The 20668-nt window shown below is 35.2% G+C and carries 12 protein-coding genes; 9 read left to right on the top strand and 3 right to left on the bottom strand.

Translation table 11 applies throughout. The annotated features are described in order from the left end of the window. The first annotated feature begins 212 nt into the window (after nucleotides 1-212). Both KORDIASMS9_RS21815 and KORDIASMS9_RS21810 read left to right on the top strand, forming a co-directional pair. Nucleotides 213-1445: an alpha/beta hydrolase-fold protein gene (locus KORDIASMS9_RS21815; RefSeq protein WP_114904884.1), complete on the top strand. Its 1233-nt coding sequence runs from the start codon at nucleotides 213-215 to the stop codon at nucleotides 1443-1445. A gap of 83 nt (nucleotides 1446-1528) precedes the next feature. Beyond that, entirely contained in the window at nucleotides 1529-2476 is a 948-nt protein-coding gene (locus KORDIASMS9_RS21810; protein WP_114904883.1) for a calcium/sodium antiporter, read from the top strand. Between the two features lie 218 nt (nucleotides 2477-2694). Here the strand turns inward: KORDIASMS9_RS21810 and KORDIASMS9_RS21805 are convergent, their stop codons facing one another. Further along, nucleotides 2695-3714 carry a glutamine synthetase beta-grasp domain-containing protein gene (locus KORDIASMS9_RS21805; protein WP_114904882.1) on the bottom strand — a complete coding sequence of 340 codons (1020 nt, stop codon included), beginning with the start codon at nucleotides 3712-3714 and terminating at the stop codon, nucleotides 2695-2697. A 195-nt stretch (nucleotides 3715-3909) separates the two neighbouring features. On the opposite strand from KORDIASMS9_RS21805, the gene KORDIASMS9_RS21800 reads away from it, so the two are divergent. Beyond that, complete coding sequence (locus KORDIASMS9_RS21800; RefSeq protein WP_114904881.1) at nucleotides 3910-6093, top strand: glutamine synthetase III; 2184 nt, start codon at nucleotides 3910-3912, stop codon at nucleotides 6091-6093. Between the two features lie 313 nt (nucleotides 6094-6406). Continuing rightward, nucleotides 6407-6859, top strand: a complete 453-nt coding sequence (locus tag KORDIASMS9_RS21795) for a GNAT family N-acetyltransferase (protein WP_371412748.1) — start codon at nucleotides 6407-6409, stop codon at nucleotides 6857-6859. Between the two features lie 2 nt (nucleotides 6860-6861). On the opposite strand, the gene KORDIASMS9_RS21790 is transcribed toward KORDIASMS9_RS21795, so the two are convergent. Further along, complete coding sequence (locus KORDIASMS9_RS21790) at nucleotides 6862-9315, bottom strand: hypothetical protein (RefSeq protein ID WP_114904880.1); 2454 nt, start codon at nucleotides 9313-9315, stop codon at nucleotides 6862-6864. 136 nt (nucleotides 9316-9451) lie between these two features. Between KORDIASMS9_RS21790 and KORDIASMS9_RS21785 the strand changes: the two genes are divergently transcribed. Both KORDIASMS9_RS21785 and KORDIASMS9_RS21780 read left to right on the top strand, forming a co-directional pair. Further along, nucleotides 9452-10633, top strand: a complete 1182-nt coding sequence (locus KORDIASMS9_RS21785) for an AIR synthase related protein (RefSeq protein WP_114905326.1) — start codon at nucleotides 9452-9454, stop codon at nucleotides 10631-10633. Between the two features lie 26 nt (nucleotides 10634-10659). Then, a complete protein-coding gene (locus KORDIASMS9_RS21780; protein ID WP_114904879.1) occupies nucleotides 10660-11052 on the top strand; it encodes a hypothetical protein in 393 nt (130 codons plus the stop codon). A 209-nt stretch (nucleotides 11053-11261) separates the two neighbouring features. Here KORDIASMS9_RS21780 and KORDIASMS9_RS21775 read toward each other — a convergent pair whose 3' ends face one another. After that, nucleotides 11262-11771: a peptide-methionine (S)-S-oxide reductase gene (locus KORDIASMS9_RS21775; RefSeq protein WP_114904878.1), complete on the bottom strand. Its 510-nt coding sequence runs from the start codon at nucleotides 11769-11771 to the stop codon at nucleotides 11262-11264. 350 nt (nucleotides 11772-12121) lie between these two features. Between KORDIASMS9_RS21775 and KORDIASMS9_RS21770 the strand changes: the two genes are divergently transcribed. The 3 genes from KORDIASMS9_RS21770 (at nucleotide 12122) to KORDIASMS9_RS21760 (ending at nucleotide 20436) form a co-directional block, all read left to right on the top strand. Further along, on the top strand, nucleotides 12122-16882 hold the full coding sequence (locus tag KORDIASMS9_RS21770) for a leucine-rich repeat domain-containing protein (protein ID WP_240321192.1): 4761 nt from the start codon (nucleotides 12122-12124) through the stop codon (nucleotides 16880-16882). A 148-nt stretch (nucleotides 16883-17030) separates the two neighbouring features. After that, on the top strand, nucleotides 17031-18689 hold the full coding sequence (locus tag KORDIASMS9_RS21765; RefSeq protein WP_162820111.1) for a tetratricopeptide repeat protein: 1659 nt from the start codon (nucleotides 17031-17033) through the stop codon (nucleotides 18687-18689). An 82-nt stretch (nucleotides 18690-18771) separates the two neighbouring features. Then, on the top strand, nucleotides 18772-20436 hold the full coding sequence (locus KORDIASMS9_RS21760; protein WP_162820110.1) for a hypothetical protein: 1665 nt from the start codon (nucleotides 18772-18774) through the stop codon (nucleotides 20434-20436). The last annotated feature ends 232 nt before the right edge of the window (nucleotides 20437-20668 follow it).

The following is a 20668-nucleotide window of genomic DNA, read 5'->3' as shown; positions in this document are numbered from 1 at the left end:
TTGGTTCTTTTACAAATATTCTAAAAATGAACAATGCCAAGTATAGGATGATTTTATTTTGTAATACATGATCTTAGAAATATGAAAAATCTAGTAGATAATTTATAAAACATTCCTACATTGTAAAGGAAAAAAGGAGTTTGTATTTTTGACAGAAGCAACTAAAAACTGCTTAAACACTGAATATTCCTTAAAAATGAGATCAATCCATCATGAGAAAAATACAGTTCATCTTTTTGGTATGCCTTTGTATTCATTATGTAAATGGACAAGAGAATACGATAACTATTGGTATAAAAGACAGCATACATTCCAACATACTAAATGAAACTAGAGAACTATGGATTCATCATCCAGATGGAAATTCAGATACGGTTAAAAAAAGAGAAAAATACCCTGTTCTTTATCTATTAGATGGAAATTCTCATTTTTATTCTGTTGTAGGAATGGTAACCCAATTAAGTGCTGTAAATGGAAATACAATCTGTCCAAAAATGATCATCGTTGGCATTCCAAATACGAATCGGATAAGAGATTTATCACCTGCAAGATTAACTGAAAAATCATCTAAATTAAGCGGTTATAAAGTTGAAAATACTGGTGGAGGCGAAGCATTTATATCATTCATAGAAAAAGAATTAATTCCTTATATAGACAAAACCTACGAAACAGAATCCTATCGGATGTTTATTGGGCATTCACTCGGAGGTTTAGCAGTAATGAATATACTTCTGCAAAAACCTGAATTGTTCAATGCGTACGTTGCCATTGATCCTTCCATGTGGTGGAATGATCAAAAACTGCTACAAAAAATAAGGAATACGAAATTTGACGAACGCTACAAGCATAAAAAATTGTTCGTAGCCATAGCAAATACTATGCACAAAGGTATGGATACTATAAAAGTGAAAAAAGACACGGCGTATGCAACGCGCCATATTAGAGCTATTTTAGAATTGAATGCTGTGCTAAAAAAAGATGCTCTAAACAATTTATCCTACAAAGGGAAATATTATAAAAACGATACACATGGTTCTGTGCCATTCATTGCTGAATATGATGCGTTGCGTTACATTTTTGATTTCTATCAAATACAAATTACGAAGCAAGAATTAATGAACCCTAAAAAGGATGTGTTGGCGAAAGTAAAAAATTATTACCAACGCTTATCAAAGGAATTTCAGAGAAATATAAAACCAAAAAAATACTACATTGAAGACATTGCAAATAGATTGATGGACTTGCGTCAATTTGAAAAAGCGGAAGCATTCTTTAAGCTCAACGCATCCTATTATCCAAAAGATTTTTATGTATACAGTTGCTTAGGAGATTTTTATACAACACTTGGCAACAAAGAAAAAGCAATTGAAAACTTTAAAAAGTCAAATGTGTTACACAAAAACCCGTATGCAACTGATCGGTTAGCTGAATTGCAGGAAAAATAAAACGCTGAATATTTATAGTGAACTCACCAAAATTCCTGTTTTACTTGTAAAAGGAAATAGTATCTTCGCAAAAAAAAGTTTTCATGGAAAATATATTGTATCTCATTGGAGGACTCGTACTGTTAGTTTTAGGAGGAGAATTTCTAGTAAGAGCTTCGGTAGGACTTTCTTTCAAATTGAATATTTCCAAAATGGTGATTGGGCTGACGGTGGTTTCCTTTGCGACTTCAGCACCTGAATTATTGGTCAGTATCAATGCTGCTATCAGCGATTCGCCAGCCATAGCCATCAATAATGTCATTGGTTCTAACATTGCAAATATCGGATTGGTTCTGGGAATTACCGCCATCATCGGTCCCATTGCTGTCAACAATACATTTTACAAGTTAACATGGCCAGTGTTGATGGTTTTCTCTTTAGTAATTTACTATTTTCTGTGGACAGGAAACTTATTAGCTCGCTGGGAAGGAATCATTTTAATTATCGGATTAATAGCATTTCTAGTTATTTTAATTCGCTCGGCGCAAAAAGGCAAAGACCAAATTGATATTGAAGATGTGGACGAAACAGCAGCGACCATTTCGTATGCAAAAATCTTTCTTTGGTTAGGGATTGGTGGTGCAGCTTTATATTTTGGATCTGAGTTTTTAGTAGATGGCGCCAAAGCCATTGCACAAAATTTAGGCGTGAGTGAAGGTGTCATTTCCATCACTATGATTGCTATTGGAACAAGTGTGCCCGAATTGGCAGCTTCTGTGATTGCGGCACTTAAAAAAGAAAAAGCAATTTCATTAGGAAACTTAATTGGTTCCAACATTTTCAACATTGCCTCTGTATTAGGAATTACGTCTGTCATTACAGAAATTCCAGTCATAGAACCACAAATACTAACACGTGACATCTTTTGGATGCTTGGTTTTGCGTTTATCCTCTATCCGTTTGCATATATTCCAAGAAAATTTGGAATCGATCGGTATGAAGGTATTATTTTGTTTGTAACCTATGTGTTCTTCATCTATTTAGTGTTTTAAAAATATACAGGATATTGGTATTATAGTAGAATTGGTATTATGTTAGAAAAATTTGAAAAGTATCAAATCAACAATTCAATTTCAATTTGTGGAGGCGCTTCCGATACTGATATTGTCATAGTTGATATGGACATATTTTAACAGTACTTAGAAATTGATTAAAAAAAAAGAGCTTACGGTTTTCGCAAGCTCTTTTTCATATAGTTTAAAAATCTTAATTAACTGATGTTAGCAGATTTTACAGTTTTAATAATTCTTCCTGCAATCTTATAAGGATCACCATTAGAAGCTGGTCTTCTATCTTCTAACCAACCTTTCCATCCTTTTTCTACCGTAATAATAGGAATACGGATAGAAGCACCACGGTCAGAAATTCCGTAGCTAAAGTCATTAATAGAAGCCGTTTCATGATCTCCTGTTAAACGTTGATCGTTAAACTCGCCATAAACCGCAATATGTTCTTTTACAACAGGTCTAAATGCTTCACAGATTTTTTCGTATGTTTCTTGACTTCCACAAGTTCTTAATATAGTATTAGAGAAGTTTGCGTGCATACCAGAACCATTCCAGTCCATATCTTTCCCTAACGGTTTTGGGTGATAATCAATATAGTATCCGTACTTTTCGGTTAAACGGTCTAATAAATAACGTGCTACCCAAATTTCGTCTCCAGCTTTCTTTGCTCCTTTAGCGAACAATTGAAATTCCCACTGTCCAGAAGCAACCTCTTGGTTGATTCCTTCAAAATTCAATCCCGCATCAATACATAAATCAGCATGCTCTTCTACTAAATCTCTACCATGTGTATTTTTTCCACCAACAGAACAGTAATACATTCCTTGTGGCGCAGGGTATCCACCGATTGGGAATCCTAACGGTAATTGCGTTTTGGTATCCATGATGAAATACTCTTGCTCAAATCCAAACCAGAAATCGTTATCTTCGTCTTCAATCGTAGCTCTACCGTTTGATACGTGTGGTGTACCATCAGCATTTAAAACTTCTGTCATAACCAAATATCCATCTCTTCGTGCAGGATCAGGATAAATAGCCACAGGCTTCAATAAACAATCTGAAGATCCACCTTCGGCTTGTCTTGTAGAGGATCCGTCAAAAGACCAAATTGGACAATCTTCTAATTTTCCACTAAAATCTTCTTCGACTTTAGTCTTACTTCTCATGTTTTGTGTTGGAAAATATCCATCCAACCAGATGTACTCTAATTTAGATTTGCTCATAATAAATGAAATTCACATTAATAAATTCGGAAGCAAATATAAATTATTTTTAATTACTACCTCTTAAAAAGCAAGGTTAAGTTTGTGTAAATTATCAAATGTTTATTAACAACCCCTATTTTTTAGGGGTATGGTTATTTTGAGGTAAAAAAATACACTAAAATTGATATATTTGTAAAAAAATAACAATACACCATGTCTACACTCAGATTTAATGCACTTCAAGAAACATTACACAGAACACCTGTTGAAATAGAAGAAAAAGGACGGCGCTCAGAAATCTTTGGCGAAAATGTATTTAATGAACATGCCATGTTGCAGCATTTGACTAAAGACGCCTATAAAAGTGTCATGAATGCCATTGAGTTTGGAACCAAAATCGATAGGAAAGTAGCCGATCAAATTTCTACAGGAATGAAAGAATGGGCAATTAGTAAGGGAGCAACACATTATACACATTGGTTTCAACCATTAACAGGTGCCACAGCAGAAAAACACGATGCTTTTTTTGAAACTATTGGAAGCGGACGTGCCATGGAAAAATTTGGTGGCGGACAATTGGTACAACAAGAACCCGATGCTTCCAGTTTTCCAAATGGTGGAATTCGCAATACCTTTGAAGCCAGAGGTTATACTGCGTGGGATCCAACATCGCCCGCATTCATATATGGAACAACTTTGTGTATTCCTACGATTTTTGTAGCATATACAGGGGAAGCACTAGACAATAAAGCACCATTATTAAGAGCATTGCAAGCAGTAGATACGGCGGCAACTGCTGTATGTAAATATTTTGATAAAAATGTATCCAAAGTAAATGCTTCTCTCGGTTGGGAACAAGAATACTTCCTAATTGATGCCGCATTGGCTTCGGCAAGACCCGATATTACCCTTACGGGAAGAACCTTATTAGGACATTCTCCCGCAAAGGGACAACAACTAGACGATCATTATTTTGGTTCCATTCCGAGCCGAGTCATGAACTTTATGCGCGATTTGGAAAACGAATGTATGTTGTTGGGAATTCCCGTAAAAACACGTCATAATGAAGTTGCACCAAATCAATTTGAATTGGCACCGATTTTTGAAGAAGCCAATTTAGCCGTTGATCACAATTCCTTACTCATGGATGTGATGGAAAAAGTAGCACAGCGTCACAAGTTCAAAGTACTATTTCACGAAAAACCCTTTGCAGGCATTAATGGTTCGGGGAAGCATAACAACTGGTCATTGGCTACAAATACAGGTGTCAACTTATTGAGTCCGGGGAAAACGCCGATGAAAAACTTACAATTCCTAACGTTTTTTGTCAACACAATCAAAGCGGTTCATGACAATGAAGAATTAATCAGAGCTGCCATTGCAAGTGCAAGTAACGATCACCGATTGGGAGCTAATGAAGCGCCACCAGCCATTATTTCGGTATTCATAGGTTCGCAACTTTCGGCAGTATTGGATGAATTGGAAAATGTTACCAAAGGAAAACTATCGCCACAAGAAAAGACAGACTTAAAACTAAATATCGTTGGTAAAATTCCAGAGATTTTATTAGACAACACAGACAGAAACCGAACATCGCCATTTGCCTTTACGGGAAACAAATTTGAGTTGCGCGCTGTGGGTTCATGGGCAAACTGTGCGGGTCCGATGACGGTTTTAAATACCATCATTGCAAAGCAATTAAAAGACTTTAAAGTAGAAGTTGATGCCTTGGTTGCAGAAAAAGATTTAAAGAAAGACGAAGCTATTTTCAATATTTTACGCGAATATATAAAAGACTCTAAAAAGATCCGTTTTGAAGGAAACGGATATGGAGAAGCCTGGGAAAAGGAAGCAAAAAAACGCGGTTTAAGCAACAATAAAACGACGCCAGAAGCGCTGAAAGCTCAGATTTCTAAGAAAGCATTTTCTTTATATGAAGAAATGAACGTAATGAGTCAGGTAGAAGTAGAGGCGCGTCATGAAATTGAATTGGAAGAATATATTTTGCGTATTCAAATAGAAGGCCGTGTGTTAGGAGATATTGCGCGAAATCATGTGATCCCGACAGGAGTTGGCTATCAAAATACCTTGATTGAAAACGTGAGCGGACTGAAAGAAATTTTTGGAAAAGATTTTAAAAAGCTTGCCGCAGAACAAATCGACTTGATCGAAAAAATTTCGAGACACATTGCAGGGATCAATTCGAAAGTCAATGAAATGATTGAGGAACGCAAAAAAGCCAACAAACTCAGCGGACAAAAAGCAGCAGAAGCGTATTGCAATAAAGTAAAACCGTATTTTGAAGAAATTCGCTATCACTGTGATAAGTTGGAGTTGTTAGTCGATGATAACTTATGGCCCTTGGTAAAATATAGAGAGTTGTTGTTTACGAGATAGGTTTTTTGGATCGCTTTGCTTTTGAAATGCTGAATTTGAAATCTTGAATTACTTCGCTCAAAGGAACTTTTGGATCTAAAATAACGTTTACAGTTTTAAATTCGATTTCAGTTTCAAGTTGAATTTATCAGACGTCTCTTCGAGTGGTTTTTCGGAATAAAATGAAGAAAAATTGTATCGAGAAGTACTTTGAATTAGAATTATTTCAAAATAAACTATTCACGTATCAAAGCTGTTCTCGATACACCAAATCACAGATTTGCTACTCGAACTGACGAATATTGAAATCAACAAATCAACAAAAAGACAAAAAGTGAACCTGACAACCAAAAGAACCAATTCCAAAAATCAAGACTTCATCAACTTGGTCAAAGAGCTTGATGCGTTTCTAAGCATCCAAAATGGTGAAAGTGATGAATTTTACAGTCAGTTTAATGGTTTGGAAGAGTTACATCATATCATCGTATTGTATTTGGATGACGCGCCTATTGGTTGTGGTGCAATTAAGCAATTTGATGAAAATACTGTGGAGGTTAAACGTATGTACATCAGTCAAAAACTTCAAGGAAAAAGTTTAGGCATAACTATTTTATCCGAACTTGAAACTTGGGCACGTGAACTTGGAAATATACGTTGTGTGTTGGAAACAGGAACCATGTTGCCAGAAGCGATTCGGTTTTATGAAAAAAATAACTACCAACGCATTCCAAATTACGAACCCTACATTGATGCACCCGAAAGTGTGTGTTTTGAGAAACATTTATAGAATTAATTCCCTTGCGATTTTCTATGTTTTTGATACGCATCAGATAACTTCTGCGCTCTAGCTCTTAAATCGTCTTGTACCGCTTGTGGCAACATTTTAAGATCAATCAAGCTGATGTCCATTTTAAACAATGTAGTGTATGCCAACTTCGGATTCATAATATATACACTATGAAAATAATCGGTTGTTTTTCTGATTAATGCTTCTCCAGATAGACTTTTTCGTTCTTCAACGTACAAACTTGTAAGATATCTTGAAACACATTTAGCATCATTTTTACATGCCAACACTTTGTTTTTTTGTGCTTCTGAAAAGCTTGTCTTTGAAGTTGAACTCGAAGTTGAAGTTGAACTTGAAACCGAATTTGAAGTACTTTTAGCTTGTAACGAACCATTCACCCAATTTCCAGCTTTGTAATTATTTTTTGAATAATATTGAACGCCTTGTCCGTGTGGTTTTCCGTTTTGGTAATAGCCCATATAATAATCAAATTCAGATCTTGAATACGTTCCTAATCCGTGATAATTATTATTGTAAAATTCACCGATATAACTACTTTCTCCTTCTTTAAAAAATAAATAGCCAAAACCATCTCTTTTACCATTTTTAAACGTTCCCATATACGTAGAATTGCTGTATTCGTAAATCCCGACTCCATTGCTGCAATTTCCAACGACACAGGTTGTTGACTTATTATACTGTAGTTCTTTTTTAGAAATGACTTTTCCGTTTCTATAATTCAATTGATAGGTTTTTTTCGTTTTATAATCATTATAAAAACCAATATTTTTAGACTTATCTGTAAAAATCATCAAATTATCACCATTGTATTCATACGCAAATCCTTCTTGATCGAGGAATGAACCTTTAAAAACCGAAAATGAACTTTTCTTATCATTCTTACTTGCCGTGTGTATCGGCCCATATACTTTTCCATCTTTAAAAAAACCACTTGCAGTTTTTCCGTCTTTAAATTCTTTTTCTCCGTAACCGTTTGTGCAATCGCCTTTTACACATTCGCCTGTAAAATATTCAGAATATTCATCCAAACTATTTGCCAACTGTTGCGCGTTGTCTGTCATATTTCCAGAAGAAGTATTTGTATAATTCCGAAGCAACGTAACAGGATATACAGTATAAGATGTTGCAGTTCTATAATTTGTTAAAACCACTTTTTCAGAATGTTTCTCACCTTTAAAAAACACATCTTTATTATTGGGAGCATATTCAAAAATTTGTGTCTTGTCAATATACGTTCCATCATTCAAAAACACATGTACGCCACCTTTCGGGATTCGATACCAAAAACCATTTTCGGTAGCAACGGTCATTTTTTTGGCTTCAATTACGGTGTTAATTGTTTGCGATTCAAAATTTTCTAAGAGAAATAATTCTTTTGTATTTGCACTGTAAAATAACAAATGATCGCCCATGCGTGCATTTTTTCCAGCAGTAACTCTTTGTTTTCCAATGAAGAATGTGAAATTGTCAGCATCCACTTTTTTCCAAGTAGCAGCGCCAGAAAGTGAAGTGTTTGCTTCTTGACGAATTTTTTTTCGCAACATAATAAGTTCAGTGGCAACTTCATCAATATTGGTTGTTCCAGTAACTTCGCCATTACTATACGTGATTTTTCGCAATCTTGGATTTGGAAAACTTTGGATTCCTTGTGCGTAACTCAAATCTAAAAGTGATAGTGAAATCGTCCAATTTCCATAGGCATCATACACATATATATAGTTTCTTTTGGTAACAGTATTCGAATTTTTTGAGGTTTCCACAAAAGTTTCCACTTCGCCATTTGAATTGTATGTGTAATTTGTAATTCCAAAAGGAGAATCTGTTTTAAGTAGTTGATTTTTAGAATTATAGGTGTAAAATGTTTCAGAAGGTTCGTTGCTATTATAATTCGTAACAATCTTATCAACTAGGTTTTTATTCAAATAAAATTTTTGAAACGTAAGTCCATTTGAAATATATCCGTAGTTCGTTTTTTTAAACTCTTGTTGCAAACTATTGGCGTCTTCAGCGTATTTCTTTTTGTAACTAAAATCCTGGTTTGCTAGGTATGAAAAAATATGCTCATAGGTGAAATTTGGACTTTTATAATGGTATTCTATTAGATTTCCTCTTTGGTTATAGGTGTAATTTTCGGTGGTAGTTTTGTTTTGATAAACAATGGAATGCGTTGTAATCCGTTTATTTTCAATGTCAAAATTCCACGTTTTTGCCCGTTCTAAAGTGGTACTAATTTCTTGCGAACCGCTCTTTGTTCGTTGATCAAACTGTTTTTCATTAATTGTTTTAGGAATCACAGTTTCATTTCCAACTTTCAAATTAAAATCGTTGACCAAATCTGTATTCGGGATACCCAAAAGTTCTTTTTGTGTTTTCACTTCTTGGGCGGAAGTATGCATTGCTAAAAGGCAAAAAAAGAGGAGGAGAAAACGTTTCATATTGTTGTTTTTCAGTATGAAACAAATTAAACAATTAATGAGGAATGAACAAATACGACATTCATCGTATATTTATCTAGTGATACATTCCTGTGTTTACATGAAAAAATTATCTTTGCAGTACAACAACACAACTATGAGTCAAGAAGTATCAAAACGCTATGCACTGCGCGGCGTTTCTGCATCGAAAGAAGATGTGCATAACGCTATTAAAAATATTGATAAAGGAGTATTCCCGAAAGCGTTCTGTAAAATTGTACCCGATTATTTAACAAATGATGAAGACTATTGTTTGATCATGCATGCCGATGGCGCAGGTACAAAATCGTCCTTAGCCTATATGTATTGGAAAGAAACAGGCGATGTATCTGTGTGGAAAGGAATTGCACAAGATGCACTCATTATGAATATTGACGATTTATTGTGTGTGGGCGCAACAGATAATATCATGCTATCTTCTACGATTGGAAGAAACAAAAACAACATTCCTGGTGAAGTCATTTCCGCAATTATCAACGGAAGTGAAGAACTCATTCAAGAATTAAAAGCATTTGGTGTCACGATTCATTCCACAGGCGGCGAAACGGCTGATGTGGGCGACTTGGTACGAACTATTATTGTCGATTCTACCGTAACAGCTCGTATGAAACGAAAAGATGTTATTGACAACGCAAACATCAAAGCAGGCGATGTTATCGTTGGATTGGCTTCGTTTGGGCAAGCAACCTACGAAAAGGAATACAACGGCGGCATGGGAAGCAACGGACTCACCTCTGCACGTCACGATGTGTTTCACAAATATTTAGCCGAGAAATATCCAGAGAGTTTTGACAATGCGGTGCCAAGCGATTTGGTGTATTCTGGACATACAAAATTGACCGATGCTGTTGAAAATGCACCTTTGAACGCTGGAAAACTAGTATTATCACCAACGCGAACGTATGCGCCAATCATCAAAAGTATTTTAGCGAAATATAGCTCGGAGCAAATTCACGGAATGGTGCATTGCAGTGGTGGCGCACAAACCAAAATATTGCACTTTGTAGACGATTTGCACATTGTAAAAGACAACATGTTTGACATTCCACCTTTATTCAAACTCATTCAAGAGCAGTCAAATACGGATTGGAAAGAAATGTATCAAGTATTTAATTGTGGCCATCGCATGGAATTGTACGTTTCCCCAGAAGTTGCCGAAGACATTATAGCGATTTCAAAATCGTACAACGTGGAAGCACAAATTGTCGGTCGCGTAGAAGCTTCTGAAACCAAGAAACTAACGATTTTAAGCACTTACGGCACTTTTGAATATCAATAAAATCAATCAATAAAAAAAATAGCATCATGGCATTACCTAAAAAAAGTTTTCTCCTCATTACGTTTTTAATCTCCTTTGCATTGGCATTCTTTGTAGCGTATTCATTAATGGGCGATCCAGATATTTCGAATGTAAAAGCTGAATATTCAGGAAGTACCGAAGAATTTTTAAGCACAATTAAGGAAAATCATAAAGATTGGACAGATGCTAAAAAGGTAGTACTACTTACTGGTGTAATTACGTCAAAAGATAAAAAAGGCGTTTTACTAGATGATAGTGTATATTTCCGATTTGCAGAAGGAACGTCTATGGACGAATTTAAGGAAGGACAAAAAGTACAGGTAAAAGGAAGTGTCATGAATTATGATGTTGCATTGGAAGAACTTCAACTTGAAAATGCAGTATTGGTGAAAAAATAGTGAGAATGTACGATTGTAGATTTTTTTGAAACGTCTTTGCGAGAATTTCATTGAAATTAGTGGCAATCTGTTGCTTTCAAACAAAAAGTATAAAACCATTTAAAAAGATAACTTCGGTACACTTTCTAGTATTGAAGTTGCATTGTTTTTTGAGAAATTTTCTTGTTTAATGCTGTCATTCTTGCGCAGGCAGGAATTTATAGAACTGCCTAGTTTCCTAAATGTTTCAACTTTTCTTGCGCTGTATAATTTAAAAATTCTTCAAGTAACAATTTCAATTTCGGATTGATAAACTGTTCGCAAAAAGGCTTTTGTGGATTGGAATAGTAATAATTGGTAATTGCTGAGCGCGAAGCTTTAAACGAAATAAACGGCAACACTTGCGTGATGATTTTTTCTTCAAACTCAGTCTGTAGTGTAGCTAAAAGTTCAGAAACGAACTGCTGTTGCGCCTGATCGTAATAATAAATGGCAGAACGGTATTTCTTCCGCATAGAATGTTGCACGGTCGATTTGTGCGTTCGTAGATGAATCTCCACAAGCATCTTCAACGGAATTACAGATGCATCAAACTGTACAATAACAGCTTCCGAAAAGCTATCATTTTCTTCGGTTGATTGTACCCAACCTTGTGCTACATGTCGCACGCCTTTCAACGATTGAAAAACCGCTTCAGTACACCAATGACAACCTCCGCCAAGCGCAATTTTCTGAATCATATGCAAAAATAAAAAAATGGTAACGATCCGACAGCATGCTACGGAAATTTATAAGCGAAATCGTAATAGTTTATTTTAATTGCTTGATTTTAAATAATTTATGCATGCATAGCATCGCTGTAAAAAAACCGACGATATGTCGGAAATGTATCAGTAATATGCGGTATTGTTACATCCTTCTGCCAAATTTGACACTACTTTTGTCAACATAAAGTTTAGTTTTAAGAATGCCTCTAACTAAAGCTAGTATTGAATTATAAATAAGCCTACGTAAACAAACAATTCATTAACCAATACTATATATTATGATAAGGGCAGATATCAAAAAAACAAAACTAATGGTGCTTGTGATGCAATTTTTTGTCATCATAAGTGCTGCACAAACATTTTCCGACAACGGATTTAATTTTAACGTATTATCAACCAATCCAAACGAGGTTGAAGTCACAGGTGGAAGTGATGGAAGTATTCCACTCACAATACCAAGCACCGCGACAGACGGTGTTGGTACTATATATACGGTAACTACCATTGGCAACTCTGCATACAGAAACGGAGCAGGTAATGGTGTTATTTTACCAAATACCATTACAACCATTAGTTTCCGAGCATTTCGAGATAATGGCGGATTGACGAGCATTACGCTTCCAGCAAGTGTGACTTCCGTTGGAGGTGAAGCTTTTTTGGGTGGTGGATTAACTGAAGTCATAGCTTTAGGAACCGTTCCTGCATCTATTTCTAACAGCTCTTTTGGAACCCGTAGTAATGTGGATTTAACAGTGCCAAACGGTTTGGAAGAAACCTATCGTCAAGCAGGTTGGACAGGTTTTAATACAGTCAATGGAGAAATTCCAGTTGGAGGTCTTTTTGATGTTGGTGATTTGCGTTATCGAGTTACTTCGCAAGACCCAGCGGAAGTTGAGGTTGCTGCACGTTTAAACGGAATTACAGATGTAGTAATGCCTACTTCGGTACTTGAACCACAATCTGGAGATACATATACGGTTACTGGTGTAGGTTTTAGAGCTTTTAGAGGCGCTTCAATCAATAGTGTAACTTTTTCAAACACCATAGAAAGGATTAAAACGGAAGCATTTGAACTCAATAATTTAACAACTATTACACTTCCTGCTTCTGTTACGATAATTGATAATGAAGCGTTCCGAGATAATCCGCTTACAGAAGTAATTTCACAAGCGACTAGCGCACCAACTATTAACTCAAATAGTATTGACGATCGTGGAAATATTGGTTTAACAGTACCAAGCGGCTCGGAAGCTTCGTATGTAAATGGCGGTTGGACAGGTTTCTTTTCGATCAATGGAACCCCTTTTATAGGTTCAGATTTTTCTGCGGATGGATTTAATTACAGAATTAATGGTGTCAATCCAAATACAGTTGAAATACGAGGTGGTGGAAGCGGCACGGATTTAGTATTACCTTCTACAACCACTAAAAACAATATTTCATTTACCGTAACCGCTATTGGGCTTCGTGCTTTTAGAAGTAGAAATCTAAATAGTGTTGTACTACCAACCAATGTAGAAGTTATTGGAACAGAAGCACTTGAGGATAATAACTTAACAACCATTACACTTCCAGCTTCGGTAACTACGATTGCTACTGAAGCTTTTAATGACAATAATTTACTCGTTGAAATCATTTCGCAGGCAATAACAGCGCCTACACTTGAGACGAATAGTATTCTAAATCGTGGAAACATTGGCTTAACAGTACCAAGTGGTTCAGAAGCATCCTACGTAAATGGTGGTTGGACAGGCTTCTTTTCTATCAATGGAACACCTTTTATCGGTTCTGATTTTTCTGTAGATGGATTCAATTATACAATAAATGGTGTCAACCCAAATACAGTAGAATTCACAGGCGGTGGAACAGGAATTGTTGACTTGATAGTACCTGCTACTACAACTAAAAATGGAATCACATTTGGTATTACTGCTATTGGATTTCGCGCTTTTAGAGCTAGAAATTTGAATAGTGTTGTGTTTCCTGCAAGTATAGAAGTAATTGGTGGTGAATCTTTTGAAGCTAACAATTTAATGTCTATCACATTGCCAGCATCCGTAACGACAATTGGTGAAGACGCATTTTTAAATAATGATTTAACACAGGTTACATTCACATCCGGACCAGAAACTATTGGTGTAAATGCTTTTAGAGGCAATCAATTAACAAGTGTAACAATTCCGTTTGGAACAGTGACTATAGGAGAAGGAGCTTTTATAAATAATACCATATCCAGTATCTCACTACCAAACTCTTTAGATGTGATTGATCGGGAAGCATTCCGAAATAATCAATTAACAAGTGTAGCCATTCCAACAGGTGTTATTACCATTGGTAGATTTGCCTTTCTAGATAATTCAATATCGAGTTTGGTGTTACCTTCTACAGTTGAGACTATTGACGTTGATGCTTTTCGTAATAATCAACTCACAAGTGTTAATTTATCATCTTCACTCACAACATTAGGATCTGGTGCATTTCGTAACAATCAATTGACCAGTATTGTCATTCCGGATGGAATTACAGTAATTAACGTAGGAGTGTTTCGAGATAACAATTTGGTGAGTGTCACGCTTCCTACAAACCTTCAAACCATACGAAATGATTCGTTTCGTAATAATGAAATTACAAGTATTAGTTTTCCAGCGAGTTTAACAGATTTACAAGGTTTTTCTTTTCGAAACAATCAATTGACAAGTGTGACCATTCCGACAACTATTTCAACAATTGAAGTAAATACTTTCAGTGAAAATCTTTTGACAGCGATTACCATTCCTGCAAATATTCAAACCATAGGAGTTGAAGCTTTTAATAGCAATCCATTAAATTCAATTACAGCAGACAGTGCTACACCAGCCACTATTGAATCGAACAGTTTTGGTGGAAGAAGTACCATTAACTTGTCTATCATTCCAAACCAGCAATCGGTCATCGATGATTATATAGCTGCAGGTTGGACAGGTTTTGGAAGTATTAATGGAGAATTTCAAATTGGCGCTCGATTTACAGAAGGCGATCTACAATATGAAGTGATTGCCGTAAATCCAAACGAGGTAACCGTATTGGACATTGCGAATGCGTCTCAAAATCAAAATATTGTCATTCCGGCAACCGTTACCGAATCATTTAGTGGAACTACGTTTAGCGTTACTGAAATTATAGATAGTGCGTTTCAAAATACAGGAATTACTTCTGTAGTTATAGGAGCCAATGTTACATCCATAGGAAGCAACGCGTTTACAGCAACGCCACTTACGTCTATGGATGCGCAAGCAACCACACCACCAACGATTGTTGCTTCTAGTTTGGGTGATAGATCTGTAATTAATTTGACCATTCCAAGTGGAACTGAAACGGAGTATACAAATGCAGGTTGGACAGGATTTTTAACCGTAAATGATCAACTGTCAGATGGCGCTATTGGTACAACCTTTATTGACGGAGGGATAACGTATGAAATCGCATCGCTCAATCCGAATGAAGTAGCTGTAGATGGAGGTTCTGTAACGGGAGACTTGGTGATTCCTGAACAAGTTACTTTTAACACAACTACATTCTCAGTAACAGGTGTCAATGCTAGTGCTTTTCAAAATGAAAACATTACGAGTGTCACGCTTCCAGCAACTATAACTGCTATTGGAGCCAATGCTTTCAATACAACAAGTTTAGAAGAAGTCATTGCTTTAGGAGCAACTCCTGCTACGATTGAAACCAATTCTTTTGGAGAAAATGAAAACATAAGTCTAACGATTCCAAATGGAACTGAAACTACCTACGACAACGCAGGTTGGACAGGTTTCTTCTCCGTAAATGGAAGTGGACCTTCAGTAGGAAGTAGATTTACCGTGAATGGAATTCGCTATGAAATACTTTCATTTTCACCAAATACACTAAGTGCAGTTGCAAGAAACGGAGATGTACCTAATGGAGACTTTATTTTCCCAGAACTCTTATCAAAAGGCGGATTGGATTTTACCATTACGACCATTGGGAACTCAGCATTTAGAAACAGAAGTGTACGTACTATTAGTCTCCCAAGTACCTTAACTACAATTGAATTTAGAGGATTTCGAAATAATAGTAACCTACTAAATGTGACGATTCCTGCAGGTGTAACCTCAATTGGTTCAGAAGCTTTTTTCATCACTGGTTTAACAGAAATTATTTCAGAAAGTGTAAATCCGGCAACTGTAAATGGTGGAACTTTTGGTGATAAAGCGAAAACAGATTTATTTATCCCGCAAGGGACAAGACAAGCCTATTTAGATGCAGGTTGGACAGGTTTTAAATCGATTATAGAACAAGGAACTGTGATTGTAGAACCAAAAGTATTTTTGCAAGGAGCAGCGTTAAGTCCAAATACAGGAGAAGAAAACCTGATGCGAGATGATTTGCGCGTAGCAGGAATCATTCCTACCACTTCTCCGTATGCAGATGCGCTTACGTGTAATGCTGCTGTTTTTAATGTAACAGGAAATAATGCCATTGTGGATTGGGTTTTTGTGGAATTGCGTGATGCAACAGATAGTTCAATAGTGATAGAAGGACGATCGGCTTTATTACAACGCGACGGCGATGTGGTTGATGTGAACGGAGGTGGAATTTTACAATTTACATCACCAATTGAAAACTATTTTGTAGCTATCAAACATAGAAATCATTTAGGTGTGATGACAAATAGCGCACAACAATTAGATGGTAATCGTGTGAATATTGACTTTACAGATGCTACTGTTCCAATTGCTTTTGGTGCGAATGCACAGACCGATGCAGGAATGCCAGTTGATACCTTGGGAATGTGGTCAGGAAATGTAAATGGAGACAATTTTGTTCAATATTTGGGAGGAACACCAGATACAACCGCTATTTTATCAGCTGCGCTAAATGATCCAGGAAACTTTCTCAACTTTTCCACCTTTATCATCAATGGGTATAATGATAATGATGTAGATATGAGTGGTACCACACAATACGAAGGTGGATTTGCAGATTCGCCACTCATTCTACAAAATGTATTAGCGCATCCTGGGAACTTTTTAAACTTTAGCACTTTTCAAATACAAGAGCAATTGCCAGCAAATTAATTATAAATAGTATCATACTTTGTTGTTAGTACGATAAATTGTAAGTGAAAAGGTAATACACATTTGTTGTGTTACCTTTTTTAAGTTTCTTTGAAAAAATGAAATGGTAACTTTGTTTCTTCAACTAAAATTCTCTAAATTCTGCCTAATGAAAGTACTCAAAATAATAGTATTGTTGTTTTTGTATTCTTTATCTGTACGGGCACAAACACAGGAGGATATTGAAGATGTACTCAAACTTCAAATAGAAACAACGACCATCGATTCTGTAAAAATTCCGTTGTTATTACAGCTGGCAGAACATGTTTATAAATTTGATGTAGACGAGGCGCGTGCCATTACACTAAAAGCAAAAAAAATCATTGACGATACTGATGTGAATAGTTTGTACTACCAAAAACAAAAAGCAAAAATGTATCAAATCCTTGCAGATTGTGACCAATTACAGGATAATATTTTGACTTCACTTGCGCATGTGCAGAAAGCTATTGACATTGCCACTGCTATTCACGATTCGATTAGTTTGCGAAAATCGTATCGTATCAGAGGTAGTTTGTCCATAAAAAATAAAGACACCATCAAGGGAAAAGAATATTACAAAAAGTCTGTTGAAATTGGAAAAAGCATCCATGATTCTGTCGGAATTGCAGATAGTTACATTTATTTGGGCGTGTTGTCTTATCATGAAAACAAAGGCAAGGATTCTGTGGCATATTATATGAATTTGTCAAAGAAATATGATCATTCTCTTGAGAATATGATACATACCGATGTGAATTTAGCATCATTTTACATATTTGATCAAGATTATGAAAAAGCGCGAAAAATGTATGAAAGCTTGATTGAACCACACAAAAAACTCAAAAATTATCTCGGACTAAGCAATTGTTATTTGAATTTGGGGAATGTCTATGCTTTTTTAAATCAGAAAGAAAAATCGTTGCAAGCGTTGGACAGCGCAATTGCATATGCAAAAATTTTAGGTAATAAAGATTTTTTAGAATCTCAGTACTTGTCACGACGTAACATCAATCTATATTTTAAAGATTACAAAGCGGCAATACAAGATTTTGAAATGTATAAAATATATTATGATTCTATTAATGATTTGCAAGAAGCAAAGCGTTTTACCGAATTAGAATTGAATCACCAATTTGATAAAGAAAAAGAAATTGCAGCCATTGAGTTGAAAAATGAGCAATCGAAAAAAACACTGTACATTATTTTATTTTTAGTTGCTGTTGTGGCCGCAATTATTGGGTTGATATTGCTTCGAAAAAACAACAAACAACGATTGCAATTAGCAAAAAACCAAATTGAGATGAAAGAGGTTGAAAAGTTAAAGGCTGATTTAGCCTTAGCGAATCGTGAAAAAGAACTCAAAAAAGTAGTCATAGAAAACTCCATTACCGAAGAAGTACTCAACAAAACGTTGGATGATATCAAAGAAATCATCACGTTTGAAAATGAAAAAGAGCGAAAAAGGGCGCTAAAATCCTTGTCAGCATCCTTGCTTTCTGAAAAAAAATCTAAAAGTACGATCTCTAATACGCAAAACTATTTGGATGAGGTAAGTATGGATTTTAAAGTGCAATTAGACACACATTTTTCAACGCTAAAACCACGCGAAAAAGAATTATTGTGCATGATGAAATTGGGATTGAGCACTTCAGAAATCAGTAAACTATTCAACACCACAATTGCTTCCATTAAATCATCAAGATATCGAATTCGTAAAAAATTAGGATTAAATTCTGACGATGATATCATTCAGTATATTGAAAGTAAAAAAAATTACTCTGTATAAAAAGGAGTAAACAAAATTTTGAAATAAAAGTATATCTATCTCTAAACTCCATGATACTATAGCAGCAGTCAAAACAAAATATATGAAAAAAATAGTATTTCTAGTTTTTATGTGCATTGTGTTTTTTGTAAGCGCACAAGAAAAAGACAGTATTGCAACGGCTTTAGAATTGCAGATAAAAAAAGAAACAGTTGATTCTTTAAAAATTCCGTTGCAACTGCAGTTGGCGGAATATATCAATGAATCTAATATAGACAGTACACGACAAATTTTGTTGAACGTTCAAAAATTATTAGAAAATACACAAAGCAAAAGTCGTTATTATCAACAGCAAAGAATAAAATATTACCAAATATTGGCTAGTTGTGATGAACAACAAGACCAATTGACTACTTCTTTGGAAAATCTTCAAAAATCCATAGATCTCGCTAATGAAATTAAAGATGATAAAAGTTTAGCAACATCATATCAAATTAGAGGAACACTCTCAATGAAAAATAATGATTCCATTGAAGCTAGAAACTATTATAAAAAAGCGATTCAACTAGGAAAAAAATACAAGGATTCTACAGCTTTGTTTGCAGCATACAGTATGTACGCTTCTTCATTTTACCAAAGTCTAAAGAAAAATGACTCCACATTATATTATCTAAAATTAGCTAAAAACTATGTGAATTCTCTGCAAAGTAAAATTGAGATGGATACCAATTTTGCGACGTATTATGTGGCGGATCAAAATTATGAAAAAGCTTTGATCACATATAAACGTATGATAGCACCTCATAAGAAATTAAAAAGGTATCTAGGATTGAGTTCTTGTTTCTTGAATATGGGAGCAGTACAGGCTTTTTTAAAAGAAAAAGAAAAATCGTTGGCGGCGATGGACAGTGCTATTGTGTATGCAAAACGTGCCAAAAGTAAAGATTATTTATCGCTGATATACCAGTCACGACGAAATATAAATGCGCACTTTAAAGATTATAAAGCTGCCATGAATGATTTTTATATGCACAAAATCTATTACGATTCTATCAATGATCTTGCAGAAGCCAAACGTTTTACAGAATTAGAATTGAATTACAAATTTGATAAAGAAAAAGAAATTGCTGCCATTAAATTAGAAAATGAATCCACCAAAAAAAGTCTCTACTTCATACTGATTTTCGTGGTGTTGCTACTCGCTGCAGTGTTAATTTATATTATTAATAAACGAAAAGGGCAAAAAATAGCTGTGGCAGAAAAGGAGTTGGCATTGCAACAAATGGAAAAAATAAAGGCAGATTTGATCCTTGCCAATCGTGAAAATGAATTGAAAAAAGTGGTCATTGAAAATTCTATCACAGAAGAAGTTTTAAATAAAACCTTAGATGATATTAAAGAAATCATCACGTTTGAAAATGAAAAAGAACGAAAAATGGCTTTAAAATCATTGTCAGCATCCTTACTTTCTGAAAAAACAGCCAAAAAATCAACGGCCAGTTTACAAGAATATTTGGAAGAAGTAAACATGGAATTTAAAATTTTGCTCGATACTAAATTCCCAAAATTAAAACAACGTGAAAAAGAATTGCTTTGCATGATAAAATTAGGTTTGGGCGGCACAGAAATCAGCAAATTATTCAACACTTCGTTGGCATCGATCAAATCGTTACGTTATCGAATTCGTAAAAAATTAGATATCGATCCAAATGAAGACATGATTGCCTATATTGAAGGAAAAAACACCACCGATTCTGCATCTTCTTAACACATATTTTTGTGATGACTTTACAAATTGATTTTATAGCGTTGTTCTTCATCTAAAAAACAAAACGATTCACATATAAAATACTGTTTTTCAGTAAAATACAAAAAACGAGGTCTATTTGAGCCCGCTAAAAACTTGCTTCTATTTCTATATCTACATTCTTTTGTTTTCGAATTAAATACGTAAAAATAGAAGTTTGAAAGATGTAAAAAAACATCTTGTGATTGGTTAA

Origin of the sequence: Kordia sp. SMS9, from assembly GCF_003352465.1 — a bacterium.
GTDB lineage: Bacteria > Bacteroidota > Bacteroidia > Flavobacteriales > Flavobacteriaceae > Kordia.
This window is presented reverse-complemented; position numbering and strand designations above follow the sequence as displayed.

Coding starts and splice junctions, on each gene's coding strand:
- KORDIASMS9_RS21815 (WP_114904884.1), top strand. CDS start 213: ATGAGAAAAATACAGTTCATCTTTTTGGTATGCCTTTGTATTCATTAT.
- KORDIASMS9_RS21810 (WP_114904883.1), top strand. CDS start 1,529: ATGGAAAATATATTGTATCTCATTGGAGGACTCGTACTGTTAGTTTTA.
- KORDIASMS9_RS21805 (WP_114904882.1), bottom strand. CDS start 3,714: ATGAGCAAATCTAAATTAGAGTACATCTGGTTGGATGGATATTTTCCA.
- KORDIASMS9_RS21800 (WP_114904881.1), top strand. CDS start 3,910: ATGTCTACACTCAGATTTAATGCACTTCAAGAAACATTACACAGAACA.
- KORDIASMS9_RS21790 (WP_114904880.1), bottom strand. CDS start 9,315: ATGAAACGTTTTCTCCTCCTCTTTTTTTGCCTTTTAGCAATGCATACT.
- KORDIASMS9_RS21785 (WP_114905326.1), top strand. CDS start 9,452: ATGAGTCAAGAAGTATCAAAACGCTATGCACTGCGCGGCGTTTCTGCA.
- KORDIASMS9_RS21780 (WP_114904879.1), top strand. CDS start 10,660: ATGGCATTACCTAAAAAAAGTTTTCTCCTCATTACGTTTTTAATCTCC.
- KORDIASMS9_RS21775 (WP_114904878.1), bottom strand. CDS start 11,771: ATGATTCAGAAAATTGCGCTTGGCGGAGGTTGTCATTGGTGTACTGAA.
- KORDIASMS9_RS21770 (WP_240321192.1), top strand. CDS start 12,122: ATGCAATTTTTTGTCATCATAAGTGCTGCACAAACATTTTCCGACAAC.
- KORDIASMS9_RS21765 (WP_162820111.1), top strand. CDS start 17,031: ATGAAAGTACTCAAAATAATAGTATTGTTGTTTTTGTATTCTTTATCT.
- KORDIASMS9_RS21760 (WP_162820110.1), top strand. CDS start 18,772: ATGAAAAAAATAGTATTTCTAGTTTTTATGTGCATTGTGTTTTTTGTA.